At 69.8% G+C, this 21378-nt stretch carries 16 protein-coding genes; 6 read left to right on the forward strand and 10 right to left on the reverse strand.

Annotated elements, in window-relative coordinates; translation table 11 throughout:
* Complete coding sequence (locus BA062_RS35040) at positions 1-1515, forward strand: tripartite tricarboxylate transporter permease (RefSeq protein WP_110343449.1); 1515 nt, start codon at positions 1-3, stop codon at positions 1513-1515.
* 12 nt (positions 1516-1527) lie between these two features.
* Here the strand turns inward: BA062_RS35040 and BA062_RS35045 are convergent, their stop codons facing one another.
* On the reverse strand, positions 1528-2295 hold the full coding sequence (locus BA062_RS35045; RefSeq protein ID WP_168214181.1) for an IclR family transcriptional regulator: 768 nt from the start codon (positions 2293-2295) through the stop codon (positions 1528-1530).
* A 190-nt stretch (positions 2296-2485) separates the two neighbouring features.
* On the opposite strand from BA062_RS35045, the gene BA062_RS35050 reads away from it, so the two are divergent.
* Both BA062_RS35050 and BA062_RS35055 read left to right on the forward strand, forming a co-directional pair.
* Positions 2486-4081, forward strand: coding sequence for a class I adenylate-forming enzyme family protein (locus BA062_RS35050; RefSeq protein WP_110343451.1), 1596 nt, complete (start codon positions 2486-2488; stop codon positions 4079-4081).
* Between the two features lie 49 nt (positions 4082-4130).
* Positions 4131-5114 carry a tripartite tricarboxylate transporter substrate binding protein gene (locus BA062_RS35055; protein WP_110343452.1) on the forward strand — a complete coding sequence of 328 codons (984 nt, stop codon included), beginning with the start codon at positions 4131-4133 and terminating at the stop codon, positions 5112-5114.
* A gap of 9 nt (positions 5115-5123) precedes the next feature.
* On the opposite strand, the gene BA062_RS35060 is transcribed toward BA062_RS35055, so the two are convergent.
* On the reverse strand, positions 5124-6236 hold the full coding sequence (locus tag BA062_RS35060; RefSeq protein WP_110343453.1) for a CaiB/BaiF CoA transferase family protein: 1113 nt from the start codon (positions 6234-6236) through the stop codon (positions 5124-5126).
* 112 nt (positions 6237-6348) lie between these two features.
* Between BA062_RS35060 and BA062_RS35065 the strand changes: the two genes are divergently transcribed.
* Positions 6349-8283, forward strand: a complete 1935-nt coding sequence (locus BA062_RS35065; protein WP_110343454.1) for a flavin-containing monooxygenase — start codon at positions 6349-6351, stop codon at positions 8281-8283.
* A 66-nt stretch (positions 8284-8349) separates the two neighbouring features.
* On the opposite strand, the gene BA062_RS35070 is transcribed toward BA062_RS35065, so the two are convergent.
* From BA062_RS35070 to BA062_RS35105, 8 genes are all read right to left on the reverse strand, one after another.
* Positions 8350-10239 carry an FAD-dependent monooxygenase gene (locus BA062_RS35070; protein WP_110343455.1) on the reverse strand — a complete coding sequence of 630 codons (1890 nt, stop codon included), beginning with the start codon at positions 10237-10239 and terminating at the stop codon, positions 8350-8352.
* A gap of 2 nt (positions 10240-10241) precedes the next feature.
* The gene (locus tag BA062_RS35075; protein WP_110343456.1) at positions 10242-11552 is read right to left on the reverse strand and encodes an MFS transporter; all 1311 of its coding nucleotides are present in this window, start codon (positions 11550-11552) and stop codon (positions 10242-10244) included.
* Positions 11553-11579: 27 nt separating this feature from the next.
* Positions 11580-13040, reverse strand: coding sequence for a benzaldehyde dehydrogenase (locus BA062_RS35080; protein WP_110343457.1), 1461 nt, complete (start codon positions 13038-13040; stop codon positions 11580-11582).
* Positions 13041-13183: 143 nt separating this feature from the next.
* Positions 13184-14332 (reverse strand): CaiB/BaiF CoA transferase family protein, encoded by a 1149-nt coding sequence (locus BA062_RS35085; RefSeq protein ID WP_110343458.1) that lies wholly within the window; start codon positions 14330-14332, stop codon positions 13184-13186.
* On the reverse strand, positions 14329-15495 hold the full coding sequence (locus BA062_RS35090; RefSeq protein WP_110343459.1) for a mandelate racemase/muconate lactonizing enzyme family protein: 1167 nt from the start codon (positions 15493-15495) through the stop codon (positions 14329-14331). The genes BA062_RS35085 and BA062_RS35090 overlap by 4 nt, the downstream gene beginning before the upstream one ends.
* On the reverse strand, positions 15492-16721 hold the full coding sequence (locus tag BA062_RS35095; protein WP_110343460.1) for a CaiB/BaiF CoA transferase family protein: 1230 nt from the start codon (positions 16719-16721) through the stop codon (positions 15492-15494). The genes BA062_RS35090 and BA062_RS35095 overlap by 4 nt, the downstream gene beginning before the upstream one ends.
* The gene (locus tag BA062_RS35100) at positions 16718-17899 is read right to left on the reverse strand and encodes an acyl-CoA dehydrogenase family protein (protein ID WP_110343461.1); all 1182 of its coding nucleotides are present in this window, start codon (positions 17897-17899) and stop codon (positions 16718-16720) included. The genes BA062_RS35095 and BA062_RS35100 overlap by 4 nt, the downstream gene beginning before the upstream one ends.
* A gap of 99 nt (positions 17900-17998) precedes the next feature.
* Positions 17999-18931: a LysR family transcriptional regulator gene (locus BA062_RS35105; protein ID WP_110343462.1), complete on the reverse strand. Its 933-nt coding sequence runs from the start codon at positions 18929-18931 to the stop codon at positions 17999-18001.
* Positions 18932-19094: 163 nt separating this feature from the next.
* Between BA062_RS35105 and BA062_RS35110 the strand changes: the two genes are divergently transcribed.
* Positions 19095-19835, forward strand: coding sequence for a FadR/GntR family transcriptional regulator (locus BA062_RS35110; RefSeq protein ID WP_110343463.1), 741 nt, complete (start codon positions 19095-19097; stop codon positions 19833-19835).
* 188 nt (positions 19836-20023) lie between these two features.
* Positions 20024-21361, forward strand: coding sequence for an MFS transporter (locus BA062_RS35115; RefSeq protein ID WP_110343464.1), 1338 nt, complete (start codon positions 20024-20026; stop codon positions 21359-21361).
* Positions 21362-21378: the final 17 nt, after the last annotated feature.

Consider the following 21378-nt stretch of genomic DNA (forward strand, 5'->3'; position numbering starts at 1 on the left):
ATGCTCGATGGCCTGCTCACCGGTCTCTCGGTGGCGTTCTCGCTGACGAACCTCCTGTACGTCCTCGTGGGCGTACTGCTCGGCATGATCATCGGCGTGCTGCCCGGGCTCGGGCCGACCGCCACGATCGCGCTGCTGCTGCCGATCACCTACGCGCTCGACTCCACCTCGGCGATCATCCTGCTCGCCGGGATCTACTACGGCTCGATGTACGGCGGCACGATCACCTCCGTGCTGCTGCGCCTGCCCGGCGAGGCGGCGTCGGTCGTGACGACGTTCGACGGCTACCAGCTGGCGCAGCAGGGGCATGCCGGTCCGGCACTGGGGATCGCGGCGATCGGCTCGTTCGCCGGTGGCATCCTCTCGGTGCTCGGCCTGGTCCTGCTGGCCCCGCTCATGGCGACCGTGGCCGTCGGCTTCGCCCCGCCGGAGTACGCGGCGCTGTCGCTGCTCGGCATTCTGCTCGTGGTGTACCTCGGGCAGGGGTCCGTGCTCAAGAACCTGTGCATGGCGGCGGTGGGCCTGTTCCTCGCCAGCGTCGGGCAGGACCCGATCACCGGGACGCAACGGTTCACCTTCGGTGAGGTGTCGTTGTTCGACGGGTTGGACTTCGTGGCCGTCGCGATGGGCCTGTTCGGGGTCGGGGAGATCCTGTACAACCTGGAGAACAGCGAACGCGGTCAGCAGGTCAAGGCCAAGATCAAGAATGTCTGGCCGAGCAGGCGAGACCTGCGGGACTCGGCGGGCGCGATCGGCAGGGGATCGCTGCTCGGGTTCGTGATCGGCGTGCTGCCGGGCGGCGGCGGGGTGATCTCCTCGCTGGCCTCGTACGCGGTGGAGAAGCGGGTCGCGAAGGACCCCGGCCGGTTCGGCAAGGGGGCGATCCAGGGCGTCGCCGGGCCGGAGTCGGCCAACAACGCGTCGTCGTCCTCGTCGTTCATTCCCTTGCTGACGCTGGGGATCCCGCCCAACGTGGTGCTGGCGCTGATCTACGGTGCCCTGCTCATCCAGGGGGTGACCCCGGGCCCTGACCTGATCACCGACAAGCCCGAGCTGTTCTGGGGTGTCGTCGCGTCGATGGTGATCGGCAACGTGATGCTGCTGGCGCTGAACCTGCCGCTGGTGGGGGTGTTCGTCCGGCTGCTGAAGGTGCGTACCGGGATCCTCGTGGCCTTCGCCATGCTGGTGACTCTGGTCGGTGTGTTCTCGGTGAGCAACGACGTGTTCGACATCTGGGTGGTGCTGGCGTTCGGCGTGCTCGGCTGGCTGATGCGCAAGGCGAACTTCGAGCCCGGTCCGCTGGTGCTGGCGTTCGTCCTCGGACCGTTGCTGGAGAAGTGCTTCCGGCAGTCGATGCTGATGTCGGGTGGCAGCCCGGACATCTTCGTCAGCCGTCCGGTGTCGGCGGGCATCCTCGTCGTGGTGGCGCTGGTGGTGGTACTGAGCGTCGCCGGTGCGCTGCGCCGGAGGCGCTCCGCGCGGGACGACGAGCGGGAGCCGACGCCGTCCCGGTGAGCCGGGCTCCCGTCAGCGCGTGGCCGACTCGATCGCCGCGGCGGCCTTCAGGAGTGGCTCGACCCAGCTGTCGAGCACCTCGTCGGTGACGCGGCCGATCGGTCCCGCGATGTTGAGGCTCGCGACCGCACGTCCGTTCGGGCCGCGGACCGGTGCGGCGAGTGCGGCGGCGCCCGCGACCGTCTCGCCGTGGCTGCGCGCGTAGCCGAGCTTGCGGATCTCCGCGAGCTCCCTGCGTAGTTCGCTCGCGGTCTTCGGCTGCGCGCCCGCCGCGGGTTTCTCGGTCATCGTGGTGAGCTCGGCGTCCACAACGGACTTCGTCAGCGTGGCCAGTATCGCCTTGCCGGGCGCGCCCGCGTAGAGCGGGAACGCGTGCCCGATGCCCGAGCCCATGCGGATGGGCTGTTCACTGACCAGCTCCATGATGCACACCCGTTGCCGCTCGAACAGCCAGTACAGCGCCACGGTCTCGTTGGTGAGCCTGCGCAGCTCCTCCATCTCCGCCAGCGCGACCGTCTGCAGGTCACGGCTCTGCACCATCGAGTTGAACAGCTGCGCCACGGCGGGGCCGAGGTGGTACTGGCGGGCGCTGGAGTCGGTGACCAGGAAGCCGTGTACGCGCAGTGCCTTGGTCAGCCTGCGTGCCGTGGCCTCCGGGAGATCGGTGCGCGAGGCGATCTCGGCCAGGGACAGGGTCGACTCGTTGCCCCCGAACAGCTTGAGGATCTCGAGCGCCTTCTCGACCGTGCGCGCTCCCTGGACAGCGGAATCTGCGGCCACCTCGATCCGATCTCCTGTCCTGTCGGGGCAGGGACGCTGCCCGTTGCCGGCACTCGTCAGGTTAGTGCGCGAGAGGCGTATTCGGACATCGGCCCGCCGATACTGGGAACACCCGCTAGGCAACTTGGCCACAATGTGCAATGATTCGACATATAGTAGTCAACACGTAGAGCGGAGCGATGGGCAGCAGATGACCACCAGCGCGCACCTCCACGCCAGGATCGGCCGGGCCACGATCGGTGACGCCTTCCGTCGCAACGCCGAGCGGCGCCCCGGCAAGCCTGCGATCGTGGTGCTGGACAAGCAGGGAAACCGGTGCGAGTGGACCTATGGGGCACTCAACGACCGCGTCAACCAGGTGGCGCGCTGGCTGACCGAGGCCGGTGCGCGGCGCGGGGACGTGCTCGCGATCGTGGCGCCCAACTGCGAGGTCTACATCGTGCTGTACCTGGCCGCGCTCAAACTCGGTCTCGCGACCACCGGCGTCAACCCCGCGCAGTCGGTGGACGACGTCTGCTGGCAGATCGACCACGCCGGCGCCAGGATCATCGCCGTGCACGGCGACCACCCCGAGGTGCGCGACGCGCTGGCCGGGCACCCGGCGGTGCGGTTCACCTGGGACACCGCGGATCCTCGAGCTGACTGGCGGCTGCTGGATGTGGCTGGGTTGCCCGCCGGGCCGGAGCCGGAGACCGACGTCAGCGAGGACGACCTCGCGCTGCTGTCCTACACCAGCGGAACGACCAGCAGGCCGAAGGGCGTGCGCATCAAGCACCGCAGCTACCTGCTCTCGACGATGCCGGCGCTGCTGCTGGCCGGTTACATCGGACCGCACGACCGGTACATGTTCATCAAGCCGTTCTACACGCTGGCCGGGCTTGGCAGCCTCACATCGCTGCTGATGACCGGTGCGACGATCGTGCTGCCGGGGAGCCGCAAGCCGGACCACGTACTGCGCGCGATCGCCGCGGAGCGGGTCACCAAGTTCGCCCAGACGCCGACGTTCTTCGCGGCGATGGCGCAGCACGAGGACTTCGCGTCCGCCGATCTCTCCACTGTGGAGCAGCTGCACAGCTACGGCGGGGTGCTGTCCAGGGACACCCTGGCGCGGTTCATCGCCAAGGCGCCGCACGTGCGCTGGGCGAGCTACTGGGGTCAGTCCGAGCTCGCGCAGCTCGGCGCGATCGGCTGGTTCGCCCGGCTCGAGGACATCCCCGGCGGAGACCTGCGCTGGATCGGCAGGCCGACCAGCCACCTGGACGTGCGCGTGGTCGACGAGCACGGCACCGACGCCGAGGTCGGCGAGCTCATCTGTCGGTCGCCGTCGCTGATGGCCGGTTACCACCGCGACGAGGAACGGACGCAGCGGGTTCTCACCGGGGGCTGGCTGCGGACCGGCGACGTGGTGCGGATCGACGCCGAGGGCAACCTGTACTTCCTCGACCGGCTCGGCGACGTGATCAAGACCGGCGGCATGAACGTCTCGTCGGCCGAGGTCGAGTCGGTGCTGCTGGAGAGCGAGCACGTGCTCGAGGCGGCCGTTGTCGGCATGCCGGACGAGTACTGGGCGGAGGCGGTCACCGCGGCGGTCGTCGGCAAGCCAGGCACCCGGATGGATGTTGCCGCCCTGACCGCGCACTGCCGTGAACGGCTGGCCGGGTTCAAGCGTCCCAAACGAATCGTCGTGCTCGCCGAGCTGCCCAAGGATGCGCAGGGCAAGATCCGCAAGCGCGAGGTACGTGACCTGCTCGCCCGGCAGGACGACGAAAGCACGAGTACCGAGTAGACATCAGCGTCGTGCGGTTCGTGCCGCACGGCCTCGACGAGGAGGCCACATGCCACCGGTTAGCAGGCGACGCGTACTCGCCCTGGCTGCGCTCGCCCTGTCCACCACGGCGTGTTCGACCGGGGAACGGTCCGGCACGGCACCGGAGGGGGCGTATCCCGCGGGGCAGATCAGGTGGATCGTGCCCTACGGCGCGGGAGGCAACACCGATCTCGTCTCCCGCGCCGTGGCCAAGGCGATGTCCGACGAACTCGGCCAGACGATCGTGGTGGAGAACCTGCCGGGTGCGTCCGGCGCTGTCGGCATGCAGACGCTCATCACGGCCGCACCCGACGGCTACACCATCGGCCTGGTCACCGGGTCGACCGCGGTGCTGGTGCCGATGCAGAACGACCTGGACTTCGACCGCCGTTCGATCACGTCGATCGGGCTGATGCTCGAACAACCGTCCATTCTGGCCGTCGGCCCTGGCTCGCGGTTCCGCACCGCGCGGGAGTTCTTCTCCGAGGCCAAGCGGAATCCGGGAACGCTGACCGTGGCGGTGCCCGGTGCGTCGACGCCGGGCGCGATCGAGCTGCTGAGGCTGGCGCGCGAGTACGGCGTGGAGGCCACCGGCGTGCCCTTCGACAGCAACGCCGAGGTGCTCACCATGCTGCTCGGGGACAATGTGGACGCGATCTTCGTGCCGGTCGCGGCGGACGTCGTGAAGAACCTTGAGGCGGGCACGATCGTGCCGCTCGCCGCCTCGCCCCGGCAGCGGCTGGACTGGCTGCCGCAGGTGCCCACGCTCGTCGAGCTCGGCTTTCCCGAGCTGTACCAGGCGAGCTCACCGATCGGCCTTGCCGCGCCCGCGAACCTGCCCGCTCCCGTTCGCGACGAGCTGGTGCGCGCGCTGGGAGCCGCGCTCACCGATCCCGCCGTGGTGGAGGCGATCGACGAGCGCTTCATCCCGGAGACGTTCGGCGGCCCGGAGGCGATGGACGCCCGGTTCGCGTCCATCCACGACGCCTACCTCCCGGTGTTCCCGGACTGACCGCCGTGGTCAGTGGGTGCCTGCCGCGCCCAGCCAGTCGCGGAGCACCTCGTGCTGGTGGGCACCCGGCTGCGGGGCGGGCGCGCGCACGGCGGTGGTGGTCCGGGAGAACCGGGGCGCGGGCGCGGCCTGCAACACTCCGTCCCGTTCGACGAGCGTGCCGCGCGCGCGGATGTGCGGATGCTCCGCCGCCTCGCGCAGCCCGGCGACCGGTGCCACACACGCGTCGCTGTCCGCGAACGCCGCCAGCCATTCGGCCTGGGTGCGGGTGCGGAACGCGGCGGCGATGCGCTGGGAGGCGCGCGGCCAGTCCTCTTCCACCCGCTGTCGGCTGGGGTCCTCGTCGAGTCCGAGGATGTCCAGCAGCTGCGCGTAGAACGGTGCCTCCAGTGCGCCGACCGTGAGGTACTTGCCGTCGGCGGTCTCGTAGACCCGGTAGCACGGGGCGCCGCCGTCGAGCAGGTTCGTGCCGCGTTCGTCGCTCCATTCGCCTGCCGCGACCTTGCCGTGCACCCAGGCCAGCAGGTGCGCGGTTCCGTCCACGATGGACGCATCGATGACCTGGCCGGTGCCGTTGCGTTGTGCTTCGTGCAATGCGGCGAGCAGGCCGATCACCAGATAGGTCGCGCCACCGCCGAAGTTGCCGACGAGGTTCAGCGGGATCTGGGGCGGGTTCCCGGCGTCGCCGATCGCGTGCAGCGCGCCGGTGATGGCGATGTAGTTCACATCGTGGCCCGCGGCGGAGGCCAGCGGTCCGTCCTGGCCCCACCCGGTCATCCGGCCGTACACCAGCCGTGGGTTGCGCCGGAAGCACTCGTCGGGGCCGACGCCGAGCCGTTCGGCGACACCCGGCCGGTAGCCCTCGATGAACAACTGAGCCTGATCGATCAGGCGTGACAGCGTTTCCTTGTCGTCGGGGGCCCGCAGGTCGAGGACGACCGAGCGCTTCCCCCGGTTGAGCAGATCCACCCTCGGGTCGACCTTCACCTGGCGTACCGACGGCGGGCGGTCGATCCGCACCACGTCGGCGCCGAGTTCGGCGAGCAACATCCCCGCGAACGGGGTGGGTCCGAGCCCGGCGAGCTCGATCACGCGTACGCCGTCCAGTGGGCCGGTGGGCATCGACATCTCCTCCGAGGCGGGGATCACTGTGTCCCGATAGCCATAATGTGTCATAGTATGACACATAGTAGACATCGTTCGCGGTGTGGTGACTCGAGACTGGAGATCCCGGATGGCCCTTCCCCGACCCCCCGCCGACGTCGACGTCGAGGAGCTGCGCTCGGCGGTCGGTGCCGCCAACATCCCGACGCTCGTCGCCGTGCTCTTCCAGCTGACCGGGGATCGGTCGTGGCTGGAGAAGCCGTACGCACCGGAGCGCGGGCGGGGGATGGACGACAACGACAGCGGGGGACTGCCGGACGAGGTGCAGGACGAGATCCGCGCCGCGACGGTCGACGCCGTGCGGGCGTGGGCGGAGGGTCGTCCCCCCGCGGTACCTGCACCCACCGGCGACGACCTGGTGGAGCTGCTCAGCGTGTGCATGGGCGAGCCGGTGCCCGCCGACTTCGAGCCGATGATGGCCGAGACGCTGGGTTTCCGTTCCGCCGCACCGAAACGTCCCGAGCGGGCGGTTCCCGAGGACTTCTCGGTCGTGGTCATCGGTGCCGGGATCTCGGGCCTGCTCGCCGCGATCCGGTTGCGGGAGGCCGGAATCCGGCACGTCGTGCTGGAGAAGAACGACGACGTGGGGGGCACCTGGTACGAGAACGACTACCCCGGAGCAGGGGTGGACACCAAGAGCTACCTGTACTCGTACTCGTTCTTCCCCCGCAGCTGGACCAGCCACTACGCCAGGCAGGGTGAGGTCCAGCGGTACCTGTGCGACGTGGCCGACCATTTCGGGGTGCGGGACGCGATCAGGTTCCGCCACGAGGTCACCGACGCGCGGTGGGACGAGGACGGGCGGCACTGGCTGGTCGGTGCCGTCGACGCCGGGGGCGCACGGCACGAGTTCGTCGCGAACGCCGTGATCACCGCGGTCGGCCAGCTCAACCGGCCCAAGGTGCCGGACATCCCTGGTCTGAGTTCGTTCGCCGGGCCGGCATTCCACTCCGCGGAGTGGCCCGAAGACCTGGACCTGACCGGCAAGCGGGTCGCGGTGATCGGGTCCGGCGCGAGCGCGATGCAGATCGTGCCCGCCATCGCAGGCCAGGTGAGTGAGCTGACCGTGTTCCAGCGCTCCCCGCAGTGGATCGCCGAGGCGCGCGACGTGTTCCGCCCCTACACGTCCGCCCAGCACTGGCTGATGGACAACGTGCCGTTCTACCTCGACTGGTACCGCGCCCGGCTGGCCTGGACCTTCAACGACAAGGTGCATCCGACACTGCGGATCGACCCGGAATGGGAGCACCCGGAGCGGTCGGTCAACGCCGTCAACGACGGGCACCGCAGGGCGTTCACCCGGTATCTGGACCGGCAGCTGGCTGACCGGCCCGATCTCCGGGCCAAGGCGTTGCCGGACTATCCGCCGTTCGGCAAGCGGATGCTGCTGGACAACGGCTGGTTCGCCGCGATCAAGCGGCCCAACGTCGAGCTCGTCGCGGAGGGCGTGGCCGAGGTGACCGAAGGCGGGGTGCGCGGTGATCAGGGGACCGAGCGGGAATGCGACGTCCTCGTGCTGGCGACGGGATTCCACGCGCACCGCATGCTCTACCCGATGTCCGTGGTCGGACGGGACGGACGGGCGGTGACCGACGTGTGGGGCCCGGATGACGCCGCGGCGTACCTGGGCATCACGGTTCCCGGGTTTCCCAACCTGTTCCTCACCTCCGGCCCGAACACCATCCTCGGGCACGGCGGCAGCCACATCACGATGGCCGAGTGCCAGGTCAACTACATCATGGATCTGTTGTGCCAGCTGGTCGACGGCGGCATCGCCGCCGCCGAGGTGCGGGAGGAGATCTACGACAAGTTCAAGTCCGCTGTGGATGCTGCGCACTCGCGGATGATCTGGTCGCACCGCGGGATGGAGAACTGGTACCGCAACGCGCACGGGCGGGTGGTGTCGACGACACCGTTCCGTGTCGTCGACTACTGGACCGCGACGCGACAGGCCGACCTGGCCGACTACCACGTGGATCGGGGCGAGCGGGCCGGCACGCCTTAGCGAGAAGCCGGGCCGGGCTCCGGTCGCGGCGTTGACGGCGGAGCCGGCGAGGTTCCGCCGTCGGTGCTACGGGGCCCGTCCCGAGAGCCGGGCCCCGGCGATCGCCTCCTCGAACAACTCGCCGCGGTGTTCACCCAGCAGCAGCGCCAGGCGGGTCAGGAATCCCTCGCGGTCGTCCGCGCCGACCTCGTCCAGGGCGCTGGAGAGCGCGAGCCAGTTACGCTCCCGGTCGTCCACCTCCACGGGCTGCGGAGGAACCGTGGAAGGCCGGCCGCTCCGGCGTGTCCCCGCGACGAGGTGGCCAACGATGTCGGCCAGCCGGCCGGGGTCGGTCACCCGGCACAGCACCAGCCCGTCGGGCCGGATCACGAACACCTCCCCGGCACGGGAGCCGAGTGCGGTGGCGAGGTCGCCGTCCGGATCGTCGAGCACTCGCAGCTCGCCGGTCGGGGTGACCGCCGTCCCGGCGGCAGGCGCGACCACCGCGCGGACCGGTTCGGGAGCCAGCTCCGTGGCGAGCCGTTCGGCCCACCACGCCACCTGTTCCGCCCGTTCGGCGTTCACCCCGGCGGCCAGCACCGTGAAGCCGGATCCCCGCTCGGCGGAGAGGGACGACACCCGGACGCCGCTCTCGGCGAGTACCCGCACCCGCCGGTCCTCCAGCGGATCTCCCGGAAGCAACCCGGACACGCCCGGCTCGGTGGGCCAGGTCAGCGGTGAACGGTGGGCGTGGGTGGCGCTGGACTGCCGGGGATTGAGCAGACCGGCGAACTCGGGACGACGCTCCGCCAGCACCAGTACCGCGTCCCGGGTCATCCGGTAGCCGTGGCCTCCCGGCGACATGATCATGGTCGACTTCCCGGCGTTGGCGACGTTCTGCTGCCACGCGTCGTGCCGCTCCGCCGAATAGGCCTCCAGCAACTCGGCGTCCGCTGAGCCGTGTACGACGGCGGCGAGCTGCCAGGCCAGGGTTTCCGCGTCCTCCATGCCCGAGTTGAGGCCGCGCACCCCGAAGATCGGAACGAGGTGTGCCGCGTCTCCGGCGAAGACCACCCGGCCGTGCGCGAAGTCCGGCAGCGCCAATGCGTGCGCCCGGTAGAAGCCGTGCCACTCCAACGTCCACGGCACGTCGTTGTCGAGCCACTCCAGATGCCGGGTGATCCGGTCGCGGATGCGTCGTTCCTCCGTCTCGGCTTCCGCGTCGGCGGCGGCGTCGACCTGGTAGTCGATTCGCCAGATGTCCCTGGGCTGCCGGTGCATGATGATCGTCGACCCGGGGTTGCTCGGCGCGTCGAACCACACCAGGCGCTCCGCAGGCAGCGCCGATGGCCAATGGATGTCGGCGATGACGTAACTTCCCTCGTAGCTCGTGCCCGTCATCCGCAGGCCGAGCAGGGACCGCAGCCGGCTGCGGCCGCCGTCCGCGGCGACCACCCACCGGGCGCGCAGCCGCCGGGTACCCGCCGCGGTCGAGACGTCGAGCCGGACCTCCTCGTCGTCCTGCCCGCACGCGACGACCTCGGCTCCCCAGTACAGCGAGATCAGCGGCTGGTCCTCGATGGCCTCGACCATCACCTGTTCCAGTTCGGACTGTGACACGTTGACCATGGGCGGCCGGACGGCATGCGCCGCGTACGGCATCGCGAACCGCAGTACTTCGGTGTCCCGGTGAAAGCTCCGGCCTCCCACCCACGGCAGCACGATCTTCTCCAGCCGCTCGCCGAAGCCGAGCCGGTGGGCCACTTCGAGGCTGTGCCGGGAGACGCAGATGGCCCGGCTGCCGAAGGAGACCTGGTCGGCCGCCTCGAGCAGCGTCACCGGAACGCCGCGGCGGGCCAGTCCCAGCGCGACCGCCATACCGACGGGGCCTGCGCCCGCGATCACCACGGGCAGGACCTCGTCGGTGCAGGGGACGTCCGACGCCGGGTACTTCTCGGGGCGGTAGTAGGTGCTCATCCTCACGCCCTGCCCAGGTCGTTGTCCTTGGTCTCCGCCACGAAGGCCAGCGTCACCAGGCTGACCACGCACATCGCCACGAGGTAGCCGATGACGTATCCGGGCGATCCGCCCGCCGCGGCGGCCAGCGACGCCACGATCACCGGGGTGAACCCGGCGCCGAGCAGGCTGCCGATCTGGTAGCCCAGCGAGGCGCCGGTGTAGCGGGCGCCGGTGCCGAACTGCTCCGAGACGAACGCGGCCATCGGCCCGAAGGTCAGTGACTGGCACAGCGACAACGACAGCACGAAGCCCGTGACGACCAGCACGGCGTTGCCCGACCCGATCAACAGGAACGCCGGGTACGCGAGCACGATCATGCCGATGAGCCCGAAGCGCATGACCGGCCGCCTGCCGATGCGGTCCGAGAGCCACGCCGCGCCGAGGATGGCGAAGATCGCGAGGAACTGGCTGATCGCGAACGCGCTGAGCCCCATGGACTCGCTCACGCCGTGAGCCGCGGCGTAGTTGACGCCGAACGTCGAGAACAGCGCCTGGATGACGAACCCGCCGGTGACCACGAGCCCGGCCAGCAGCAGGTTCTTCGGCCTGCGCAGGATCCGCACGAGCGGCATGCGGTTCTTCTCGGTGCGCTGCGCCTCGCGTTGGGCCAGCGCCTGCTCGAACAGCGGGCTCTCCGACACCCTCGCCCGCACGAACAGGCCGATCACCAGCAGCACGACGGACAGCAGGAAGGGGATTCGCCAGCCCCAGGACAGGAAATCCTCCTTCGGCAGCAGTGCGGCGAGCGACAGGGCGACCGTGCCCAGCAGCGCGCCGGTGGGGCCGCCCGCGTTGGCGAACGCCGCCGCGAGCCCGCGGTTGCGGCCATCGGCGTGTTCGAGGGACATCAGCGCGGCGCCGCCCCACTCGCCGCCGACCGCGATGCCCTGCGCGGCGCGCAACACGATGAGCATCAGGGCACCCCACGTCGGGATGGCAGGCACCAGTCCCACGAGGAAAGACGCGACGCCCATGATGGTCATGGACAGGATCAGCATCCGTTTGCGCCCGATCCGGTCGCCGAAGTGGCCGAACAGGATGCCGCCCAGTGGGCGGGAGAGATAGCCGATCGCGAACGTGGCGTAGGAGGCGATGAGAGCGACCCCGGGGCTGAGGTTGGTGAAGAACACCGGGCCGAACACCACCGACGACGCGGTGGCGTAGAGGATGAAGTCGTAGAACTCGATCGTGCTGCCGAGGTAGCTCGACACCACCACCCGGCGGACGTCCTTGCGGCGCGCGGCGCCGTGCTTCTCGTCGGTGAGAGTCATGACGGTTGTTCCTTGGGGGAGAAGGTTCTAGAAGGGATAGCCGGCGACGTCCCGGCGAGCGGTGATCCACCGGGTCTCGGTGAACGCGTCGATGTTGTGCGCGAGCCCGCCGAAGCGGGTGCCGTTGCCGGAGGCGCCGAAGCCGCCGAACGGGATGTTCGGCTCGTCGCCGACGGTCTGGTCGTTGACGTGGGCGATCCCGGTGGGCACGGCCTCGGCGAGCTCGAGCCCCTTGCCGACGTCACGGGTGAAGATGCCGAGTGACAGGCCGTACTCGGAGTCGGCGGCCAGCGCGACCGCCTCGGCCACCGTGGAGAACGGGACCACGGGTGCGACGGGACCGAACACCTCGTGCGCGTACGCCGGCGCGGTGGTCGGCACGTCGGCCAGCACGGTCGGCCGGTAGAACAGGCCCTCGTGGGTCCCGCCCGCGGCCAGCCGCGCGCCGGCCTCGACCGACGCGGTGACCAGAGCGTGGATCCTGTCGAGCTGGTTCCGGTCGATGATCGGTCCGAGCGCGACCTGGCCGGTCATCGGGTCGCCCACCGGCAGGGCGTCGGCCTTGGCCGCCAGCTTGGCGACGTACTCGTCGTAGCGGGACTCGTGCACCAGGTGCCTGCCGGTGGTCATGCACACCTGGCCCTGGTGCAGGAACGACCCGGCGGCACCGGCTGACGCCGTGGCCTCCAGATCGGCGTCCTCCAGCACGATGATCGCCGAGTTGCCCCCGAGTTCGAGGTGGACCTTCTTGAGCCGGCGCGACGCGGCCGCGCCGACCGCGCGGCCCGCGGCCGTGGAGCCGGTGAACGAGATGACCGGTACGCGCGGCTCGTCCACCAGCGCCCCGCCCACCTCCGCGCCGCCCGGCAGGACCGAGAGCACCCCCTCGGGCAGGCCGGCCTCCTCGAACACCCTGGCCAGCGTCACCCCGCCGGAGACGGCGGTGCGCGGGTCCGGCTTCAGCACGACGGCGTTGCCCAGGGCGAGCGCCGGCGCGACCGACCGGATGGCCAGCACGAGCGGGAAGTTGAACGGGGAGATCACTCCGACCACGCCGGCGGGCACGCGCTTGGAGTAGCTCCACCTCGGCGCCTCGCTCGGGATGACCTCGCCGAGAGGGTGTGCGGGGAGCGCGGCCGACTGGTAACACTCCTGCGCCGCGATGTGGGTCTCCAGCTGGGCCTTCGCCCGCAGGGAGCCCGACTCGCGCATGAGCCAGGTCTCGATCTCGTCGGCGTGCTGTTCCCACAGCGCACCCGCCCTCCGCAGCACGGCGGCGCGTTCCGTGTGCGGCAGCGACGCCCAGCGGCGCTGCCCGTCGACGGCAGCGGCCACCGCGTCGGCGAGGTCACCGACGTCGGCCACGCCCACACTGCCGAGCGTGCCTCCGGTGGCCGGTTCGACGACCTTGGTCTCGCCGGCGCCACCCGCGCGCCACCGGCCGTCGAAGATCTTGCCCTGCCAGCGGGCCTCGTCGAGGAAGGCCATCATCAACTCCTTGGTTCCTGCGGGAGGCCGGGGATCAGGTTCAGCTCATCGGTATGGGCGCCGCGAACGGACCCGATCACATCGCGGGTGTCGGTAGCAGCCATCACTAACTCCCTTGTCAATGAAGGTGGTCTCGGGACCGGTCAGTCCGGTGTCGCGATCGCGCCGCCTGCCAGCAGGCTCGCCGCCTCGGGAACCTGCCAGTCGGACAGCACCGTCGCCGGGTCGGTGTCGCCAGGTGCCGCCGGTGGGGGAGGGAAGCCGGCCGGGGTGCGGCTGAATCGGGGCGCCGGCGCCGGTTCGACGTTCCCGTCGCGCTCGATGAAGGTTCCCCGTGCGGCCAGGTGCTCGTGACGCGGTGCCTCGCGCATCGACAGGACCGGTGCGGCGCAGGCGTCGGTGCCGTCGAAGACCTGTGCCCACTCGTCACGGGTGCGGGTCGCGAACACCTCGGCGAGCCGGGCGCGCAGGCATGGCCAGCCCGCGCGGTCCCACTGTCCGGGAAGGTCCTCATCGGACAGGCCCAGGAGGCCGAGCAGCTGAGCGTAGAACGGCGGCTCCAGCGCGGCGACGGCGACGTGTCTGCCGTCGGCCGTCTCGTAGACGTCGACGAACGGGGCTCCACTGTCGATCAGGTTCGTGCCGCGCTCGTCGTTCCACGCGCCGCCGGCCAGCAGCGAGTACGGGCTGGCCATCAGGTGCGCGACGCCGTCGACGATCGCCGCGTCCACTACCTGGCCGCGACCGGAGCGCGTGATCTCGTGCAGGGCCGCGAGTACACCCGCCACCAGGTACATCGCTCCGCCGCCGAAGTCGCCGACCAGGCTGAGTGGCAGCTGCGGCGGTCCACCCGCGCGTCCGATGGCGTGCAGTGAACCGGTGATCGCCTGGTACGTCGGGTCGTGCCCGGCACGCTGCGCGAGCGGGCCGTTCTGGCCCCAGCCGGTCATCCGGCCGTAGATCAGCCGCGGGTTGCGGGACAGGCAGTCGTCCGGCCCGATCCCGAGCCGTTCCGCCACGCCGGGCCGGTATCCCTCCAGGAGGACGTCCGCGTGCGCGGCGAGCGCGAGCACGGCGGCCGGGCCGCCAGGGTGCTTCAGGTCGACCTCGATCGTGCGCTTTCCCCGTTGCAGCGTGTCGAATCGCGGGTCGATCGGCATGGTGAACCCGGCGTGGGGCCGCTCCACCCGGACCACGTCGGCGCCCAGGTCGGCGAGGAACATCGCGGCGAACGGGGCGGGGCCGAGCCCGGCGAGCTCGACCACCCGCAGCCCCGCGAGCGGGCCCGTCATCGGACCGTGCGGGCTGGTTTGCCGGGCGTGCCGTGCGCGGCGATGAACTCCTCGTTCAGCTCGATCCCGAACCCGGGGCCCTCGTTCGGATAGAGCTTGCCGTCGCGGAACACCGGGACGTTCCTGGCGATGTCGTGCTCGATCGGCTCCTTGTCGTTCTCCCACTGGCCGTGGATGATCAGCGGGCCGAGGTTCTCGTGGGTGAACTGCGACGCCCACTGGTTCGCGATCATCAGGTGCGCCGAGGGGCTCGCCTCCAGCCCCGAGCCGATCATGCAGCCGCTCATCACGGCCAGGTCGGCGAGCCGTGCCAGGGTCAGCCAGCGCTGCGCCTTCAGCAGGCCACCGGCCTTCTGCATCTTGATGAACAATCCGTCCGCGGCGCGCCGGTCGATGATCTCCTTGAGATCGTGCAGCTCCTGCGCGGACTCGTCGGCGAAGACCGGGGTGTCGATGCGGGCACGCAGGCGGGCCATTCCCTCGATGTCCCAGTACGGCACCGGCTGCTCGATGCAGTACATGTCGTAGCGGTCGAGCCTGCGCATGGTCCGCAGGGCCTGCTCGTAGTTCCAGAAGCCGTTGGCGTCGACGACGATCCGCGCGGAGTCGCCCAGCGCGGCGCGGACCTCGCGCACGTTGTCGACGTCGTGGTCGGCGTTGCCGTCGGACTTGAGCTTGATCAGCGAGTAACCCTGCTCGTGTGCGATGACGGCCTCGCGGACGACCTGGTCCACCGGGCCGGCCGAGGCCACCCACCCCTGTTCCGAGGCTTCCGCGCACTTGCCGCCGAGCAGCTGGTAGACCGGCACCCCGAGCGCCTTGCCCTTGAGGTCGTGCAGCGCGAAGTCCACCAGTGCCTTGGCCTGGTTGTTGTCCCGGACGAAGGTGTCCAGCCGGCCGACGATCCGCTCGATGTCGCGTGGGTCGGCGCCGAGCAGGAACCGGGGCGCGATGTGGTCGCAGATCATGGCGATGATGGAGTCCTGCGTCTCGCCCCGGTACCACGTCGAGGTGTCGCCACCGTCACCGAAGCCGACGAGCCCGTCGTCGGTGGTGAGCTTGAGCAGGACGCTGTGGATGTGGGTGATCCTGGTGCCCGGCATGAGGAAGGGCCGCTTCAGCGGTGTGGACACCGGTAGCGCCTCGACTTTGACGATCTTCATTCGGCTTCCCCTCTGCGGATGGTGGCGCCCGCGGCGCACAGCGAGTCGATGGCGGCGTCGTCGAATCCGGCCTCTCGCAGGACCTCCTCGGTGTGCTCGCCGAGCAGCGGCGCGCGCCGGGTGACTTCGCCGGGTGTGCCGGACAGCTTCACGGGCACACCGGTGACGGCGACCCGCCTGCCCGTGCCGGGCTGCTCGACGGTCGGCAGCATGTCGCGGGCGGCGAAGTGCGGGTCGGCGAAGATCGCCTCGGCGTCCATGATCGGTGCCAGCGGCACCTTGCCGCCCAGCAGCTCGACGAGCTCGGCCACGGTGTGTCGTTCGGTCCACGCGTTGACGATCTTGTAGACCGCGTCGCGGTTGACCCACCGGGCGTGGTCGGTGGCGAAACGCTCGTCGGTCACCAGCTCCGGCCTGCCCATGACGTCGCAGAGCTTTGTCCACTGTGGCCGGTGAGGAGCGCCGAGCGTCACCTTGCCGTCCTTGGCGCGGACCGTGTCGAACGGCGCGAAGCCCTGCAGCTGGTTGCCGATCGGCCTGGGGGAGACTCCGGCGGTGGCGTAGGTGTTGACGACCACTTCGGACACCGCCAGAACACTGTCCACCATGGCCACGTCGACGTACTGGCCCTTGCCGGTTCGCTCGGCCTCGCGCAGGGCGGCGATCGTGCCGAATGCCGCGAACAGCCCGGGAACGGTGTCCCCGAGGCCGGAGCCGGCGCGCACGGGAGTGTCCGCGTCCGGGCCCGTGATGCTCATCAGCCCGCCCATGGCCTGCGCCACGATGTCGAACGCGGGCCAGTCGCGGTAGGGGCTCTTGCCTCCCACGGCGTCGCCGAAACCGCGGATGGAGGTGTACACCAGGCGAGGGTTGCGCGCGGCGAGCGTGTCGTAGCCGAGCCCGAGCCGCTCCATCACCCCGGCGCTGAAGTTCTCCACCAGCACGTCCGCCGTGTCGACCAGCCGAAGCAGCACCTCGCGCGCCTCGGCCGTCTTCAGATCGAGGACGATGCCGCGCTTGTTGCGGTTGGCCGAGCCGAAGACCCCGCCGTACGGCCGGTGTTCGTCGTCGGCCGCGAACGGCCCGGTGTTGCGCAGGAAGTCACCGCGCGGCGATTCGACCTTCACGACGTCCGCGCCGTGGTCGGCCAGCAGCGACGTGCAGAACGGTCCGGACAGCGCCTGCGTCAGGTCGACCACCCGCACGCCCCGCAGCGCCCCGCTCACCTCGACACCTCGCGGCCCAGCAGCGCCCGGCCGATGACCACCTTCTGGATCTGCGGCGTGCCCTCGCCGATCTCCAGGCCGGACACGTCGCGCAGCATCGCCTGCAGAGGAAGCTCCTCGGAGTAGCCGAGGTGGCCGTGCAGCACGATGCAGTCGCGGATGGTCTGCAGCGACACGTCGGTGGCCATGAGCTTGGTCATGGCCGCCTCCTTGGTGAACGGCCTGCCCGCGTCGGCCAGTGACAGTGCCCGGTAGGTGAGCCAGCGCGCGGCCTCCAGCTGGGTCGCGTGCTCGGCGATCGGGAACGACACGCCCTGGTTCGCGGCGACCGGGCGGCCGAACGCGTGCCGGCTCGTGACGTGCTCGATGGTGAGATCGAGTGCCTTGCGGGCGACCCCGGTGGACATCAGGCCGATCACCGAACGCGTGTAGTCGAACTCCGCCATCACGAGGCGGAAACCGTTGCCCACCCCGCCGAGTACGTACTCGTCGGGCACGAAAACGTCGTCCAGGAACACACCGGCCCGGCCAAGCGGCTTCCACCCTGGGTCGTGGAACTTCTGCATGCTCACGCCCGGCCCGTCCAGCGGCACCAGGAAGGCCGTGACGCCGCTGGTCTCCTTGGCCTCCCCGCGGACCTTGGCGAAGGTGATCATCGCCTTGGCGTGCGGGGCGAACGTGATGGAGGTCTTCTCGCCGGAGAGCGTCCAGCCGCCGTCGGCGCGCTCGGCCCGCATCCGCATCGCCATCGCGTCCGAGCCGCTGCCCGGCTCGGTCAGGCCGAGCGCCACGACGTGCTTGCCCTCCACGATGCCCGGCACCCACTGCTCGGCCACCTCCGGTGCGAGGAAGCGCTCCAGCAGCGGGCCCGTGAGGTTGTCGGTGTAGGCGAGCTGCGACAGGTAGAAGTCCGCGTACGCGAGCTCCTCGTGCGCGATGCCGAGGTGGACCTTGGTCAGCTCGTCGCCGATGCGGCCCTGCCCTCCGAGCTTCTCCGAGACACCGAGCCCGAGGAGGCCCTGTGCCGCCATCTTCCCGGCGAGGTCCCATGGGAACTCCTCACCGTGGGCGCGGGCGAGGTACCCGTCGGCGAACGGTGCGGCGAAGTCGCGCACCCAGCGGGCGAACTCGTCGTAGTCGGGTGCGAAGAAGACGGGCGGCGGCAACGACGCGGGCATCGGTGGAGTCCTTCGGTCTCTGTGGTGACTGCCGACTCAGCATCGCCGCTGGAGAACCTCTGAAAAAGCACAGAAACCGAGGGAACTATATGAGCAGAACTACGGAATGGGCTCCTCGGTCGCGTGCACGACGAACCGGATGAACTCCCGGGTGACCCGGCTGAGCATCACGTCCTGCTTCCAGGCGATCAGCAGCCGCACCGGTTCGAGCACCGGATCGTCGATCGGCCGGGACACGACCTCGAGCCCGCCGTAGGTGGTGTTCACCTGCGGCTGCTGCAGCATGATCGTCCAGCCGAGCCCCCAGCCGACGAACGCGCGGACCGTCTCGAAGTTCGCGGAGCGGTAGCCGATCCTCGGCGTGAACCCGGCCGCCGCGCACACCTGCATCGCGTGGTTGGCGCTCGGGTTGGTGTCGAACAGCACCATCGGCTCGCTCGCGAGGTCCTTGAGCGTGACCGGCCCGGGACTGTCGGCCAGCGGGTGGTCGCGGGCGACGACCAGCGCGGGGTGACGGGTCAGCAGCGTCGTGCTCTGCCATGACGACGGGAGCTCGAGGTCGTACACGATCGCGGCGTCGAGCTCGCCGCTGTCGAGCTTGTGCGCGAGCTCGTCGGCCATCGCCTCCCGGAAGCGGATCGTGACGCCGGGATGCCGCTCGGTGAACCTGGCGAGCAGGGGCGGCAGGATCGTCGGCCCGACGGTCGGGTAGCAGCCGAGCGACAGCGGCCCGGTCAGCTCTCCGGAGCTGTTGGCAGACTCGGCCTGCATCTCCGCGGCCTGCTGCAGCAGCAGGCGCGCACGCACCAGCATGGCTTCGCCGGTGGGGGTCAGCTGTACCCCGTGCGCCCGCCTCCGTACGCACAGCTGGGCACCCAGTGCCTTCTCGAGGTCGTTGATCGCGAGCGACACCGCGGACTGCGAGACGAGCATGCGCTCGGCGGCGGCGCTGATCGTGCCGGTCTCGGCGACCGCCACGAACGCCGTGAGCTGCCGCAACGTGAAGGATGGCGACCGGTCGAGCGAGGACACGTCCCGAGCATAGGCCGCAAGCGGGTGAGTCGCCTCGACCCGACGTTCGGCGCGCCCGCGGCGCGCCGGCCTCCCGCCACGCCGGTGCGTAGCCGTGACATTGTCCAACAATGAACCGCTATACTCGGCTCGATCAAGAACCTACTCCACAGGCAGGTGCGTAGTGGTAGAGCTTCGGGACACCCAGCAGAGCCGGGTGATCGGCCAGAAGGTGCTGCGCCCGCGTGAGCAGGTGGAGGAGCGCATCCGCGTCGCGATCCTGTCCGGTGAGCTCAAGACCGGCGACCTGCTGCCGCCCGAGGTGGAGCTCGCGCGGCAGTTCAACGTCAGCAGGACCACCGTGCGCGAGGCGCTGCGGTCGCTGACCACGCAGGGCCTGATCTACAAGGTGCCGGGCTCGCGCGGGGGCAACTTCGTGCAGTTGATCGACCATCACTCGCTCGGTACCGCGGTGATCGACAGCGTGCACAACCTGCTGACGCTGGGCAGTATCGAGTTCACGGAGGTCGCCGAGGTCAGGCAGCATCTGGAGGTGCCGGCCGTCCGGCTCGCCGCGGCCAACCGCAGCGCCGAGGATCTCGAGCGACTCCGCGACATCGTGCGGAGGCAGAAGTCGGCGTCGGTCGACGATCCCGAGGTGCCCAAGCTCGACGAGCAGTTCCACTCGCTGATCGCGCAGGCGTCCGGCAACCGCGTACTGGCCTCGTTCGTCTCCGCGCTGCACCACGAGACGGAGCCGGTGCACTACCTCGATCTCTCGCCGGATGTCGGCCGGGCCACCGTGCGGCAGCACAAGGCCATTGTGGACGCCATCGCCGCACAGGATCCCGACGCCGCCGAGGACGCGATCGTCAAGCACCTGACGTACCTGCGCAAACACCTCGCCGCCCACGTGAAGCGCTGAATCCGGCAGTTCGCGCCCGTCGTGCCTCGCGCGACGGGCGCTTTGACGTGCGCAAACGCGATCACAAGGGGGCCAGCCGACTTTCAAAAGTTGGACCTTGAACAAGCGGACTTTCTGGCTTACGGTTGCTCCCATCGCAAAGACGCGTCGTTCCGGGCGCATGGGCGACCTACTCAGGAGACAGCAGCATGGCTAACCGGGCCTCGGCTCCTCCGGTGTCCATCGGCAAGATCGCATTCGCGAGCTTCATCGGCACCGTGATCGAGTTCTTCGACTTCTTCATCTTCGGCACCGCCTCGGCCCTGATCTTCAACAAGATCTTCTTCCCGGCACTCGACCCGCTCGCCGGCACGCTCGCCTCGTTCGCGACGTTCGGTGTCGCGTTCGCGGCGCGTCCGCTCGGCGGCGTGCTGTTCGGGCACTTCGGCGACCGGCTCGGCCGCAAGACGATGCTCGTGCTGAGCCTCGTGCTGATGGGCGTGGGCACCGCGATGGTCGGCGTGCTGCCCACCTACGCGCAGATCGGAATCTGGGCGCCACTGCTGCTGGTGCTCTCGCGGCTGCTGCAGGGTGTCGCGATCGGTGGCGAGTGGAGCGGCGCGGTGCTCATGGCCGTCGAGCACGCCCCGCCGGGCAAGCGCGCCTTCTACGGGAGCTGGCCGCAGTGCGGTGTGCCCGCGGGTCTCGTGCTCGCCACGGCGTCGTTCTACCTGGTGGAGCAGCTGCCGGAGGACGCCATGATGACGTGGGGCTGGCGCATTCCGTTCCTCGCCAGCGTGGTGCTCGTGCTGCTCGGTCTCTACATCCGGATGAAGATCTCCGAGTCGCCGGCGTTCCAGTCCGTTCAGGACAAGGGGGAGCAGTCGCGGTTCCCCGCGGGCGAGGTCATCCGCAAGTCGTGGAAGGGAATTCTCATCGCCATCTTCTCGATGGCCGCGGCGAACATTCCCTTCTACATGGCCACGGTGTTCGCCCTGAGCTACGGCTCCCAGCAGGAGGGCATCACGAGGGGCACGGTGCTGCTGGCCGTCTGCATCGCCTCGTTCGTGCAGATCTTCACCATTCCCGTCGCGGCGATCCTCGCCGACCGGTACGGCCGCAGGCCGGTGCTGCTGGTGGGCTGTGTGATCACGGCTCTGGCCGGGTTCCCGTTCTTCTGGCTCATCGACACCGGTAGCACCATCGCGATCATCGCCGCGATGATGATCGCGTTGCCTATCGCCCACTCGCTGACGTACTCGACGCTGGCGAGCTTCGTGCCGGAGCTGTTCGAGACCCGCCTTCGCTACAGCGGTTCCGCGATCGGCTACCAGGTCGGCGGCATGATCATGAGTGGGCCGGTGCCGTTCGTCTCGGCCGCCCTCTTCTCGGCCGCGGGCAGCGCGTGGCCGCTGTCGCTCTACATCGTCGTCGGCGGGGTGCTGACGTTCGGCGCCGTGTACGTCGCCCGCGAGTCCTATCGCGACGACATCGCGGAGAGCGGCAAGGAGGACGACGCCCGGCGTGAACCGAGTCCCGCGTCGTGAACACGGCTTGACGAACA

This window comes from Prauserella flavalba, from assembly GCF_003202235.1.
GTDB classification, from domain to species: Bacteria; Actinomycetota; Actinomycetes; order Mycobacteriales; family Pseudonocardiaceae; genus Prauserella_A; species Prauserella_A flavalba.